Raw genomic sequence first — 12516 nt, 5'->3', positions numbered from 1 at the left:
AGCACCCCGTTCCGTTCGGGCGTCGCCCCTGGGGCGTGCGGGACGGGTGGCCGCAGCCGCCGCCTTGGCGTCGGCGCTCGCGGCCTGCGCCCTGACACCGAAGCCGCTGACGCTTCAGGAGAACTCGTCTCAGGCGCAGAAGGATCTCGCGTCGATCATCGACAGGCTCGAGCCGCTCAAGGGACCCCTCACGCTGTCCGAGGCGACGGCGCGCGCGATGCGCAACAACCTCGAAGTGCGCGTGCGGCAGATGGAGGCGATGGTGCAGTCGTCGAATCTCGACCTCTCGCGCTACGACATGCTTCCGCGGCTGGCGCTTTCCGCCGGGTACAACTGGCGCAGCAACGATGCATTCGGCGTGGGCTATCAGCCCGACGGCACGATTTCTTCCACGCCCTCCGCCGCCACGGAGCGGGTGCACAGCACGGCCAACGCGGCCCTCAGCTGGAGCGTCCTCGACTTCGGGCTGTCCTATTACCGCGCCCGGCAGAACGCCGACCAGGTGCTGATCGCCGAGGAGCGCCGCCGCCGCGCGCTGCAGAACCTCGTGCTCGACGTCCGGCTGGCCTGGTGGCGCGCCGAGGCTGCTCAACGCCTGCTGCCGCAGATCGACGCGATGCTAGAGCAGATCGACCGCTCGGCGGAGCGGTCGCGGCTGATCGAGGCGCGCCGGCTGATGCCGCCACTGCAGATCATCGCGTACCGCCGCTCCCTGCTCGACCTGCAGCAGCAGCTGAGCGCGCGCCGGCAGGAGCTCGCGCAATGGCGTGCCGAGTTCGCCGAACTCGTGGGACTGCGGCCGGGCGAGAACTACCGGGTCGTCAGCCCGCCGCAGGGCGTGCTCCCGCCGCTGCCCGATCTTGCGACGCGTGCCGACGACCTGGAGGCGATGGCGCTCGAACGCCGGCCCGAGCTCGCCGAGGAACGCCTGCGCATCCGTATCACGCAGGACGAAGGCAGGCGCCAGCTCCTGTCGCTGCTGCCGGGCATCAACCTGAACGTCGGCTCCAACTACGACAGCAACCGTTTCCTGGTCAACAACCAGTGGAGCGAGCTGACCAGCCTCGTGAGCTTCAACCTGCTCAAGCTGCTCTCGCTGCCCGCGATGAAGCGCACCCAGCAGGCCGCCGAGGAGCTGGACAAGGCGCGGCGCGAAGCGCTCACGATGGCGGTGATGGCGCAGACGCGCGTGGCCGTCACGCGCTACGACCTGCTCAAGCACGAACTGGGCATCTGGAACCAGGCGCTGGCCGACGACCGCGCGCTGCTGCGGGCCTTGCAATCGACGCAGCAGTCGGGGCTGGAGACCGAGCTCGAACTCATCCGCGCGGGCGCCCGCGTGACCGTGACCGAGATCAGCCGCGACGTGATCCACGCCAACCTCGAACATTCGCTGGGGCGCGTGATGAACTCGGTGGGCTACGATGTGGTCAACGCGGAGACGAACGCCGACGAAACGCCGACGCTCGCCAACCAGATCGATGCCGCCTTCGGCAAGTTCGCGGACGCCCACTTCATCACGCAGGCGGGCCAGGCGCTGCGCACGGTGGGCGTCGGGGCCATCGTCGGCGTTCCGAACGACATGCTCGGGGACTTCACCGAATCGATGGTGACCGTGATGCGCGTCATGCAGGTGCCGGTGGTGCAGAAGACCCCCGCGATCGAGGCCGACGTGGCGGTGAAGCTGGGCCCGCGCCAGGACGCCGGCCGGCCGGTGACGCTGAAGATCACGCTGGCGGACGGCTCGAGCGGGAACATGCTGCACGTGGTCCAGATGAATTCGATGCTGCTCGACCCCGTGACGCGCGACCAGTGGAAAGTGCTTGGAGAAGCCGCGATCTTCAAGATCGCCGAAAATCTGCGCCAGCTCATCGGAGCGCGGCCCGCGATCCCGCGGGATACGCTCACGATGACGGAGGGCGGCGCTCTGAAGCTCGATCGGTCGTGGTCGGGCCCTCGGTTTTTGCCATCCACGGCGCGATGAAGCGCGCCTCAGTCTTTCGCCAAGGAATGCCGAATAATTTCCTGATGTACCGGGTCTTCGCGCGCTGGACCGCCGTTGCGACGCTGGGCCTGTCGGCTGCCGCCGTCCTGGCGCAGACGCCGCCCCGCCCGGCGCCGCCGGGCCAGGTGCAGCCGCTGCCGCTGCGCCCGCCGCGCGCCATCGCCCCCGCCGATTCGGTGGCGGCGCCGACGGCCATTCCCGTCCCGGCCCCGGCCACGCTCGGGGTGCCGATCGCTGGCCCGGGTGAAGTGCGCGCGCTCGTCGTCGCCGAAATGGAAGCCACGATCTCGTCGCAGTTCGCCGGCCGTCTGATCAGCATGCCCAAGCAGGTCGGCGACAGCTTCAAGCAGGGCGAACTGCTCGCCGCCTTCGACTGCTCGGAGCGGCAGGCCACGGTGAAGGTGGCGCAGGCCGAGCTCCTGAGCGCGCGCGAGACCCACCTCGCGCGACTCAAGCTGCAAAGCCTCGGCGCCGCGAGCGACCTCGACGTGACCGTGGCCGCGGCCGCGGCCGCGAAGGCGCGCTCGCAGCTCGAGCTCGCCCGTACCCAGGAGCAATACTGCGTGGTGCACGCGCCCTATCCGGGCAAGGTCGTGCGCATGCGCGCCAAGGCCTTCGAGTCGGTGAACCTGGGGCAGCCGCTGCTGGAGATCGTCAATCCCGCGAGCCTGCGCGCGCAGTTGTTCGTTCCCTCCGCGTGGCTGCGCTGGCTCAAGCCCGGCGCGAATTTCACGCTCACCGTGGACGAGACCGGGAGCAGTTACCGGGCGAAGATCGCCAAGATCAGCAGCCGCATCGACGGGTCGAGCCAGACCGTGGAGGTCACCGGCCGCTTCGACAGGGTGCCGGTCAACGTGCTCCCCGGGATGATCGGCAAGGCCGTGTTCGACGGCGCGCGCTAGTGCCGATGGAAGCCGCCGATCCTGCTCAGGCACTGCTGCGCTTCGAGGCCGAACTGGTGGGGGCGCACTCCGCCGCCGAAGCGGGCTTCGTCGCCGCCAACCGGTTGGGCACCGTCATGCCGCACCGCCTCGCGGTGCTGCTCAAGCCCGACGCGGTGCGCAAGGTGCGCATCGCGGCCGTCTCGCATCTCTCCGAAGTCGACGAGAACGCGCCCTTCGCGCAGTGGCTGACGCAGCTCGTGAAGCACGCGGGCGACCAGCCGGTGGCCGCGTTCACAGTCGAGGACGTGCCCGAAGCGCTCGCTCGCGACTGGGCCGAATGGCTGCCCGAGCAGGCGGTGCTGTGCCGGCTCGTGTCGCCCTCGGGCGGCCTGCTCGGCTGGCTGCTGGTGGCGTTCGAAGAGCCCCTGCCCGCGCAGGGCGTCGCGCTGCTGCAGCTCGCGTCGCGCCAGGTGGCGCTGGTGCTCGCGGCGTGGGAAGGCCGGGGCTGGCGCGAGCGGCTGGGCCAGCGCCTGCGCGGTTCGCGCAGCGCGCTGCTGATCTCGATCCTCGTCATCGCCGGCCTCATGGCGATCCCGGTGCGCCTCACGGCCGTCGCGCCGGCCGAGGTGACGCCGCTCGATCCCGCCGCCATCGCCGCGCCCGTCGACGGCGTGCTCGCCCGCTTCCATGTCCCGCCCAACACCATGGTGAAGGCGGGCACCGTCGTCGCGTCCATCGACGATACGGTCGTGCGCAACCGCTTCGCGGTCGCCAGCAAGGGTCTCGAAATCGCGCGCGCCGAGTACGCGCGCGCCGGCTCCAAGGCCTTCGGCGACGACCAGAGCCGCTCGGAACTGCTGACGCTGAAGGCGCGCATGGACGAAAAGCAGGCCGAACTCGCCTACAACGAGGAGTTGCTGGGCCGCGTGCAGCTCAAGGCGCCGATCGACGGGCTCGTGACGTACACGAGCGCGGACGAATGGATCGGCCGGCCGCTCGTGACCGGCGAGCGCATCGCGACCGTCGCGAACCCCGCGCTGGCCGGCCTCACGCTGCATCTGCCCGCGGAGGATCTCATCGACATCCGCGTCGGCAGCGAGGTGCAGTTCTATCAGAACATCTCGCCGCTGGACACGCTCACCGCCACCATCGTCCTGATCGGCTACGAGGCGGAGAACACGGTCGATGCAGGCCTCGCCTACGTGCTGCGCGCCGAATTCGAGCGAGGCACGCAGGCGCCGCGCCTGGGCGTGCGCGGCTCGGCCAAGATCTATGGCGACACCGTGCCGCTCGGCTACTACATCTTCCGCCGGCCGTTCGCGACCGCGCGGCGCATGCTGGGGTTCTGAAGTGAGACAGCCGCCACGCTCCCCCGCTTCGCGCGGTCCGGTGCCCCCCGAGGGGGCTTCTCAGTGCCTTCGGGCGGCCGGGCGGCACTGAAATGGCCTTCACCATGGGGCTGAATCCCGCGCAGATGGCCCTGCCGGGGCTGCGCGAAGACCTGCACGTGCAGCGCGTGGGCATCTTCCGCGACGGCTCGCCGCGCTTTCGCATCCACGACCCGCTGCGCAACCGCTACTTCGAGCTCGGCACCTTCGACGTCGAGATGCTCGCCCAGTGGCAGGCGGGCGCGACGCCGGCCGACATCGCGGCGCGCGCCGGCGAGCAGCTGGGCGTCGACGTGGACGTCGAGGAAGTGCTCGCGCTGCGCGAATTCCTGCTGCGCCACCAGCTGGTGGCCGCGGGGCACAGCGGCGACTACGCCGTGCTGCTGGAGCTGTGGCGGCGCGGGCACCAGCACTGGCTCGTCTGGCTGCTGCACCACTACCTCTTCTTCCGCCTGCCGCTCGTGCGGCCCGATGCCTGGCTCGAGCGCATGCTGCCGTGGGCGCGCTTGCTCGTGTCGACGCCGGTCAAGGTGGCGCTGGTCGTCCTCGCGATCCTCACGCCGTTCGCCGTGGCGCGCGAATGGACCGAGTTCACGCAGTCGTTCGCGGGGCTGTTCACGATCGACGGGCTCATCGCCTCCGCCGTCGCGGCGTCGTTCGCCAAAGTCCTGCACGAGCTGGGGCATGCGTTCGTCGCGCGCCATCATGGCGTGCGGGTGCCGGTGATGGGCCTGGCCTTCCTCGTGCTGTGGCCGATGCTCTACACGGACACCAGCGACAGCTGGAAACTCGAAGACCATCGCGCCCGCTTCCGCATCGCCGCCGCCGGCGTCGCCACCGAGCTGAGCATCGCGCTGGTCTGCCTGTTCCTGTGGACGCTCGCGCCGCCGGGCGCGCTGCGCGCCGCGCTCTTCTTCCTGGCCACCACCTCGCTGATTCTCACGATCTCGATCAACGCGAGCCCGTTCATGCGCTTCGACGGCTACTTCCTGCTCTCGGACGCGCTCGACTTCCCCAACCTGCACGAGCGCAGCGGCGCGCTGGCGAAGTGGTGGATGCGCAAGCAGCTGTGGGGCATCGACGTGCCGGCGCCGGAACATTTCGGCGCGGGCATGCGGCGCTTCCTGATCGGCTTTGCCTACGTCACCTGGGCCTATCGCGCGATCGTCTTCCTCGGCATCGCCGCGCTCGTGTACTTCGCCTTCTTCAAGGCGCTGGGCATCCTGCTCATGGCGGTCGAACTGGTCTGGTTCCTCGCGCGGCCGGTCTGGAGCGAGGCGCGGGCCGTGTGGAAGGATCGCGCCCGGGCGCGACCGCGCTGGGGGCGACTGATCGCGATCCTCGCGCTGCTGGGCGGCACCGCGACACTGCTCGCGTGGTCCGGCGAATCGCGCGCGCCCGCGCTATGGCTGGCGGGCGAGGAAACCCGCATCTACGCCGCCACGCCGGCGCAGGTGGCGGCCGTGCATGTGGAAGACGGACAGGTCGTCAAGGCGGGCCAGCTGCTGCTCGAGCTGCAGGCGCCCGATCTCTACTTCCGGGGGCAGGCGGCGGCGGTGCGCATCGAGCGCAACCGCGCCGAACTCGCGCGCATTCCGGCGAGCGACCGCAACCGCGAGCGCGCCCTCGTGCTGCAGGAGGAGCTCGAACAGGCCGTGTCCGAGCAGCGCGCGGTGGCCGACGAGCTCGAGCGGCTCACAATCCGCAGCGCGCACGCGGGGCGCCTGGTCGACGTCCCGACGGACATCGCGCCCGGCCGCTGGATCAACCCGCGCCGGCTGCTGGGCCGGCTCGTCGACATCGAACAGGGCCAGGTGCGGGCGTGGGTGTCCGAGACGCAGGTCCGCCGGCTCGCCGTCGGCACCGAAGTCACCTTCGTGCCGAACCTGCCCGAGCGGCCGCGTGTCGAGGGCAAGGTGGTGCGCATCGACACCACGGGCACGCGCGTGCTGCCGCACCAGTTGCTCGATGCGCACCACGGCGGCGACCTGATCGCGACGCAGAGCGCGCGCGGCGAATGGCAGCTCAAGGAGACGCTGTACCAGGTTGACGTGCAGATACCGGGACGGGCGCCGGGCGCCGTGCTGGCAGGCCGGCTCGTGGTGCCAACGGGACCCCTCGATTCGCTCGCAGCGGCAACGCGCCGCGGCCTGCAGGTCCTCGTCCGCGAAAGCGGCTTCTAGCGCACCAACGGGCGCTCAGTCGCGCTCGCGCAGCCGGAATCGCTGCAGCTTGCCGGTTTCGGTGCGCGGCAGGCTCGCGACGAATTCGATCTCGCGCGGATACTTGAACGGCGCGATGGTCGCCTTCACGTGGTCCTGCAGCGCCTTCGCCATCGACGCACCGGGCTCGTTCCCGGGCTTGAGCACGACGAAGGCCTTGACGATCATCCCGCGCTCCTCGTCGGGCTTGCCGACGACGCCGCACTCGGCCACGGCCGCGTGCTTCAGCAGCGCATCCTCGACCTCCGGGCCGCCCACGTTGTAGCCGGCCGTGATGATCATGTCGTCCGCCCGCGCGCGATAGAAAAAATAGCCGTCCTCGTCCTGCGTGAATGCGTCGCCGGGGTAGTTCCAGCCGTCCTTCACGTAGTTCGACTGGCGGGGGTCGTCGAGGTATTTGCAGCCCGTCGGCCCGATCACGGCGAGCTTGCCGACCTGGCCGCGCGGCACTTCCTTGCCCTCGTCGTCGACCACCTTCGCGGTGTAGCCGGGCACCACCTTGCCGATCGCGCCGCGGCGGACTTCGGCCGGCGGCGAGGAAATGAAGATATGGAACATCTCCGTGGCGCCGATGCCGTCGGTGATCTCGATGCCGCTCGCTTCCTTCCAGAGCTGCCGTGTCGCGTCGGGCAGGCCCTCGCCCGCGCTCACGCTCACGCGCAGTGCCCCGATGCCCTGCCGTTTCGCGAACGGCGCCATCTGCCGGTAGAAGGTCGGCGCGGTGTAGCAGATCGTGGCGCCGACCTCATGGATCGTCCGCACCATGGTCTCGGGCGTGTAGGGCGCGTCGGGAAAATACACCGAGCTGCCGGCCCACATGGGAAAGATCAGCAGGCCGCCGAGGCCGAAGGTGAAGGCGAGCGGCGGGCTGCCGATCACGACGTCCTGCGGCGTCGAGCGAAGCACGTGACGCGGCCAGGCCTCGCAGGCGGCCAGCACATCGCGGTGCGTGTGCGCGGCCGCCTTGGGCTTGCCCGTGGTTCCCGACGTGAAGGCAAGCAGGGCAACGTCGTCGGCATCGGTGGCGGCGGCCGCGAAGTCGCCCGCCTTGCCCTCAGCGAGGGCTTCCAGCGAAGCCGGATCGTTGCCCGCGTTGAACGCAACCACGCGACGCAGGGTCGGCCGCTCGCGGCGCGCGAATTCGAGTTCGTCGAGCAGCTTCGCGTCGCACAGCGCGAGCGCCGGCTGCGCCTTGTCGAGGATGTCGCCGAGTTCGCGAGCGCGCAGCAGCGGCATGGTGGCGACCGCGATCGCGCCGCACTTCACGACGGCGAGCCAGGCGATGGCGAGCCCGATGGAGTTGCCGCCGCGCAGCAGCACGCGGTGGCCGGGCTGGACGCCGAGGTCCTCGACCAGCACGCGCGCCACCCGGTCGATGCGCTGGCGCGCCTGGTCGTAAGTGAGCGTGCCCGCGCTCGAGCGCAGCATCGGTCGGTCGGCCCAGCCGCGTTCGCGCGCCTTGTCGAGCAGGGTCTCCACGAGGTTGCACTCGGCCGGCAACCGAAGCTCGGGCAGGTCGTAGCGCAGTTCAGGCCATTGCGCCGCGGGCGGCAGGCGGTCGCGCGCGAAACGGTCGGTCGGCCGGCTCATCCGCGGGCTCCATTGCCGCGCCGGACGCCCGCGGCGCGGTCGGCGCGCGCCCTCACGGCGACACCTCCGCCGATCCGCGGGCATGGTCCTTCACCTTGCCGAGCAGGCGGTGCAGCGTCGCGACCTCGCGTTCGGTCAAGGCCGAGAAGGCATCGAGGATCCAGGTCTCGTGCTCGCGCGCCATGTCGTTGAACAGCCGCCGTCCCTTCGCCGTCAGTCGCACGCGGTAGGCGCGCCGGTCGCCTTCGACGTCGATGCGCTCGACGAGCCCCTCGGCCACCAGCTGGTCGGTGATGCCGGTCACGTTGCCGCCCGTGACCATCATGCGGCGAGAGAGTTCGTTCATCTTCAGCCCGTCCTCGGATCGCTCGAGCTGCGCCATGAGGTCGAAGCGGGGCAGCGTCGTGTCGAAACGCTCCCGCAGGCGCGAGCGCACGTCCTTCTCGACGAGCTGCGTGCACGTCAGCAGGCGCAGCCACAGGCGCAGGGCTTCGGGGTGCTCGCTGTGGGCGCGGGCTTCGATGTCCATGGGGCGCATCCTTTGCTTCGACCTAAATAGTTTAAACCTGAAGAAATGCCTGTCAATCCTTCGCCCCTGGCGCCTGTTGACGCCGGTGCCCGGCCCTGACGAAAATTCGGGCATGGACGCGCTGATCCAGGCGATCGAGTCCCGGCTCGACCGCCTTCCCGTCAAGGTGTCGCTGCGCCTCCCGGGTGGCCGGCAGGTCGGCGCCGACGGTGGCGCCGTGCGGCTGGCATTCGACGAGTGGTCGGATTTCGCCCGCCTTGCCACCGGGCAGATCGGCCGCGTGGCCGAGGCCTACGTCGAGAAGCGCGTCGACATCCAGGGCCGCGCGCGCGACCTGATGGCGGTGGCCGCGGGCCTGCTCACCGCCAGCCCGCTCGACAACGAGGAGCCCTGGTGGGCGCGCATGCGGCGGCGCGCGCTCTCGCTCGCCAAGCACACCCCGCAGCGGGACGCGCGGCAGATCGAGTTCCACTACGACGTCTCCGACGATTTCTACGCGCTCTGGCTCGACGCGCGGCGGGTGTACTCGTGCGCCTATTTCCGCGAGGCGCAGATGTCCCTCGCGCAGGCGCAGGAGGCCAAGCTCGACCTGATCTGCCGCAAGCTGATGCTCGCGCCGGGCGAGCGCTTCCTCGACATCGGCGCGGGCTGGGGCGGTTTGCTGCTCTGGGCGGCGGAGCACTACGGCGTGGACGCGACCGGCATCACGCTGTCGAAGAACCAGCACGCCTACGTGCAGCGGCTGATCGACGAGCGGGGACTGGCCGGCCGCGTGCGCATCCACCTGCGCGACTACCGGCAGCTCGAGGTCGATCGTCCTTTCGACAAGATCGCCTCGGTCGGCATGTTCGAGCACGTCGGCCTTGCGAACATGCCGACGTATTTCGCCACCATCCGCCGGCTGCTGCGCCGCGGCGGGCTCGTCATGAACCACGGCATCACCGCGGGGTCGCTGGAGGCGGGCCAGCTCGGCGCGGGCATGGGCGACTTCATCGACAAGTACATCTTTCCCGGCGGCGAGCTGCTGCACGTGAGCCGCGTGCTGCGCGACGCCGCGACGGCCGGGCTGGAAATGGTCGACACCGAGAACCTGCGGCCGCACTACGCACGCACGCTGTGGGCCTGGTCCGATGCGCTGGAGGCGCAGCTCGACCATGCGCAGGCGGTATTGGCGCGTGAAGCGGGCGAGGAGCAGGGCGCGCGGGTGCTGCGCGCCTACCGGCTCTATCTCGCGGGCTGCGCGATGACGTTCGAGCAGGGCTGGGTCGCGCTGCACCAGATCCTGGCGACGCATCCCGACGAGGACCTGGGCACCGGCTCACTGCCGGGGGCGCAGTCGAGCTACCCCTTCACACGCGACCACGTGTATCGCTGATACTGGCGCCATGCTGTACAAGTTCAAATCGAAAGCGGCCGGCGACCTCATCATGCTCGAGCCCAACGGGCGGCGCGTGCTCGAAGCGATCGGCAAGGACCCCGCGCCAAAGGGAATCATCGAGGCGTCGCAGATGCCGGCCGCCATCGCCGCACTGGAGCAGGCCATCGCGCAGGAAGAGGCGGAGCAGAAAGCCGCCGCCGACGAAGCCAAGGCCCGCGGCGAGGTCGCGCCGCGCGCCGATGCCGTGTCCCTGCGCCAGCGCGCCGTCCCCTTTATCGACATGCTGCGGCGCGCGCAGCAGGCCGGGCACGAGATCGTCTGGGGCGTGTGATCGGCGTCATTCCCGCCTGCGCGGGAATGACGTCAATCCACCTTCGCGCCCGACGCCTTCACCACCGCCGCCCACTTGCGATGTTCGGCATCGATGTGCCTGGCGAACTCGGCCGGCGTGTTGCCGCTCGGGATCGCGCCCTGCGCCACGAGTTTTTCCTTCATCGCGGGCGTGGCCAGGGCCTTCGCCACTTCCTGCTGCACCCGGTTGACGATGTCGGCGGGCGTGCCGGCCGGCGCGAGCAGGCCGAACCATGACGTGGCATCGAAGCCCTTGAAGCCGGCGGCTTCCTCGATCGTGGGCACGTCGGGCAGCGCGGCCGATCGCTGCAGGCTGGTCACCGCGAGTGGCTTGAGCTTGCCGGCGCGGATCTGCTGCAGCGCGGAAGGCAGGTTGTCGAACATCACGTCCATGGTCCCGCCCACGAGGTCGAGCAGCGCCGGGGCCGATCCGCGGTAAGGAAAGTGAACCATGTACACGCCTGCCTGGCTCTTGAAGAGTTCGCCGGCCAGGTGGATCGACGTGCCGTTGCCGCTCGACGACATGTTGAGCTTGGCGGGGTTCGCCTTCGCATAGCGGATGAAATCGCGGACGTTGTTGATGCCGTAGGCACGCGCCTTGTCCGGGTTCATCACCATCACGTTGGGCACGCCCGCGACCATCGTGACCGGCGCGAAGTCCTTGATCGGGTCGTAGGGCATCTTGTCGTAGAGCGCGCGGTTGATGCCGTGCGTGCCGACCGTGCCCATGAGGAAGGTGTAGCCGTCGCCGGGCGACTTCGCGACGAGTTCGGCGCCGACGTTGCCGCCCGCGCCCCCGCGGTTCTCGACGATGAACTGCTGCCCGAAGGCGCGCGAGAGTTCGGGCGCGATCGCGCGCGCGAGGATGTCGGTGGTGCCGCCGGCCGGGAACGGCACGACGATGCGCACGGGCCGGTTCGGCCATGCCGACTGCGAGAAGGCCGACGCGGCGGCCGTGGCCGCAGCGAACGCGATGAAATTGCGGCGGGTGCCTGACATGGCTTGTCTCCTTTTTGTTCTTCGATGATGCCAAAGAAAAAGCCGCTCCGGAGAGCGGCTTTTCCATGAGAGCGCGACGATCGGCTGGCGATCAGTCGACGTAGACGCCGGCGGCCTTGATGACCGGGCTCCACTTCGCGATTTCCGCGGCGACGAAGCGCTTGTGCTCCGCCGGCTCCATGCGCTTGTCGTTCACGACCACGGCGCCCAGGCCTTCCTGCTTCTTGATGAACTCGGGGTCCTTCAGGGCGACCTTGAGCGCATCGTTGAGCTTGGCGATCACGGCGGGGGGCGTGCCCTTGGGCGCGTAGAGGCCGTGGAAGATGCTCACGTTGAAGCCCTTGAGGCCGGCTTCGTCGAGCGTCGGCAGGTCCTTGAGGGCCGGCGTCGTGAGGCGCTTCGGCGAGCTCACCGCGAAGGCCTTGACCTTCTTGCCTTCGATCTGCGCCGTGGTGTTGGTGGTCTGGTCGCACATGATGTCGACCTGGCCGGCGATGAGGTCGGTCATGGCCGGGCCGGTGCCCTTGTAAGGCACCGTCGTCATGTCTTCCTTCGGCGCGGACTGGAACAGCATGCCGCACAGGTGCGAGGCGGAGCCGACGCCGGCGTTCGCCAGGTTGACCTTGCCCTTGTTCGCGCCGATCCAGGACACGAGTTCCTTGTAGTTGTTGGCGGCAAGGGACGGGCGGCTGATCAGCGTCATGGGCACGTCGTTGACGAGGCCCACGTACTCGAAATCGCTCTCGACCTTGAACGGGATGTTGCGCACCAGCGTGGGCATCGTGGCCATGCCGATGTGATGGACGAGCAGCGTGTAGCCGTCGGCGGGGGCCTTGGCCACCTTGTTCGCGCCGATCGAGCCGCCCGCGCCGGCCGCGTTGTCCACGACGATCGTGCCGCCGCCCATCGGCTTGCGCATGGCTTCCGCGAGATCGCGGGCGACGCGGTCGGTGGGACCGCCGGCGGCGAAGGGCACGACGAGCGTGATCACCTTGTCTTTGACGGGGAATCCCTGCGCACCGGCGGCGGCCGCGACGGCGAGCAGTGCCACGGGCACCAGGGACTTGAGAAACTTGTGCATGAACGCTCCTTGAATGTGCGCGGCCATGATAGGCATCCGGCGCCGGCCGGGCAACGCGGTAACTACGTAGCGCGAGGCGCCGCGAACCA

The 12516-nt window shown here is 69.6% G+C and carries 10 protein-coding genes; 6 read left to right on the top strand and 4 right to left on the bottom strand.

All coding sequences use genetic code 11. The features are described from left to right. Positions 1–46: 46 nt before the first annotated feature. From AB7E83_RS18270 to AB7E83_RS18255, 4 genes are all read left to right on the top strand, one after another. Positions 47–1984: a TolC family protein gene (locus AB7E83_RS18270; RefSeq protein WP_428571980.1), complete on the top strand. Its 1938-nt coding sequence runs from the start codon at positions 47–49 to the stop codon at positions 1982–1984. Positions 1985–2028: 44 nt separating this feature from the next. Further along, complete coding sequence (locus tag AB7E83_RS18265; RefSeq protein WP_428571979.1) at positions 2029–2907, top strand: efflux RND transporter periplasmic adaptor subunit; 879 nt, start codon at positions 2029–2031, stop codon at positions 2905–2907. A 5-nt stretch (positions 2908–2912) separates the two neighbouring features. Then, entirely contained in the window at positions 2913–4238 is a 1326-nt protein-coding gene (locus AB7E83_RS18260) for an efflux RND transporter periplasmic adaptor subunit (RefSeq protein ID WP_428571977.1), read from the top strand. A gap of 92 nt (positions 4239–4330) precedes the next feature. Continuing rightward, the gene (locus AB7E83_RS18255; RefSeq protein WP_428571975.1) at positions 4331–6460 is read left to right on the top strand and encodes an HlyD family efflux transporter periplasmic adaptor subunit; all 2130 of its coding nucleotides are present in this window, start codon (positions 4331–4333) and stop codon (positions 6458–6460) included. A 15-nt stretch (positions 6461–6475) separates the two neighbouring features. Here AB7E83_RS18255 and AB7E83_RS18250 read toward each other — a convergent pair whose 3' ends face one another. Further along, positions 6476–8089 carry an AMP-binding protein gene (locus tag AB7E83_RS18250; RefSeq protein WP_428571973.1) on the bottom strand — a complete coding sequence of 538 codons (1614 nt, stop codon included), beginning with the start codon at positions 8087–8089 and terminating at the stop codon, positions 6476–6478. Between the two features lie 52 nt (positions 8090–8141). Then, on the bottom strand, positions 8142–8618 hold the full coding sequence (locus tag AB7E83_RS18245; protein ID WP_428571972.1) for a MarR family winged helix-turn-helix transcriptional regulator: 477 nt from the start codon (positions 8616–8618) through the stop codon (positions 8142–8144). A 112-nt stretch (positions 8619–8730) separates the two neighbouring features. On the opposite strand from AB7E83_RS18245, the gene AB7E83_RS18240 reads away from it, so the two are divergent. Then, positions 8731–9993, top strand: a complete 1263-nt coding sequence (locus AB7E83_RS18240) for a class I SAM-dependent methyltransferase (protein ID WP_428571970.1) — start codon at positions 8731–8733, stop codon at positions 9991–9993. Positions 9994–10003: 10 nt separating this feature from the next. Then, positions 10004–10327: a DUF1840 domain-containing protein gene (locus AB7E83_RS18235; protein ID WP_428571969.1), complete on the top strand. Its 324-nt coding sequence runs from the start codon at positions 10004–10006 to the stop codon at positions 10325–10327. Between the two features lie 32 nt (positions 10328–10359). Here AB7E83_RS18235 and AB7E83_RS18230 read toward each other — a convergent pair whose 3' ends face one another. Both AB7E83_RS18230 and AB7E83_RS18225 read right to left on the bottom strand, forming a co-directional pair. Next, a complete protein-coding gene (locus tag AB7E83_RS18230; RefSeq protein WP_428571967.1) occupies positions 10360–11346 on the bottom strand; it encodes a Bug family tripartite tricarboxylate transporter substrate binding protein in 987 nt (328 codons plus the stop codon). 91 nt (positions 11347–11437) lie between these two features. After that, positions 11438–12427, bottom strand: coding sequence for a tripartite tricarboxylate transporter substrate-binding protein (locus tag AB7E83_RS18225; RefSeq protein ID WP_428571965.1), 990 nt, complete (start codon positions 12425–12427; stop codon positions 11438–11440). Positions 12428–12516: the final 89 nt, after the last annotated feature.

This window comes from Ramlibacter sp. (assembly GCF_050250995.1).
In the GTDB taxonomy this organism is placed as follows: domain Bacteria; phylum Pseudomonadota; class Gammaproteobacteria; order Burkholderiales; family Burkholderiaceae_C; genus Ramlibacter.
The sequence above is the reverse complement of the archived record's forward strand: the minus strand, read 5'-3'. Positions and strand labels throughout refer to the sequence as shown.

Excerpts from the sequence above, each read along its gene's own strand:
- AB7E83_RS18265 (WP_428571979.1), top strand. The coding sequence starts at position 2,029 with ATGTACCGGGTCTTCGCGCGCTGGACCGCCGTTGCGACGCTGGGCCTG.
- AB7E83_RS18260 (WP_428571977.1), top strand. The coding sequence starts at position 2,913 with ATGGAAGCCGCCGATCCTGCTCAGGCACTGCTGCGCTTCGAGGCCGAA.
- AB7E83_RS18255 (WP_428571975.1), top strand. The coding sequence starts at position 4,331 with ATGGCCTTCACCATGGGGCTGAATCCCGCGCAGATGGCCCTGCCGGGG.
- AB7E83_RS18250 (WP_428571973.1), bottom strand. The coding sequence starts at position 8,089 with ATGAGCCGGCCGACCGACCGTTTCGCGCGCGACCGCCTGCCGCCCGCG.
- AB7E83_RS18245 (WP_428571972.1), bottom strand. The coding sequence starts at position 8,618 with ATGGACATCGAAGCCCGCGCCCACAGCGAGCACCCCGAAGCCCTGCGC.
- AB7E83_RS18240 (WP_428571970.1), top strand. The coding sequence starts at position 8,731 with ATGGACGCGCTGATCCAGGCGATCGAGTCCCGGCTCGACCGCCTTCCC.
- AB7E83_RS18235 (WP_428571969.1), top strand. The coding sequence starts at position 10,004 with ATGCTGTACAAGTTCAAATCGAAAGCGGCCGGCGACCTCATCATGCTC.
- AB7E83_RS18230 (WP_428571967.1), bottom strand. The coding sequence starts at position 11,346 with ATGTCAGGCACCCGCCGCAATTTCATCGCGTTCGCTGCGGCCACGGCC.
- AB7E83_RS18225 (WP_428571965.1), bottom strand. The coding sequence starts at position 12,427 with ATGCACAAGTTTCTCAAGTCCCTGGTGCCCGTGGCACTGCTCGCCGTC.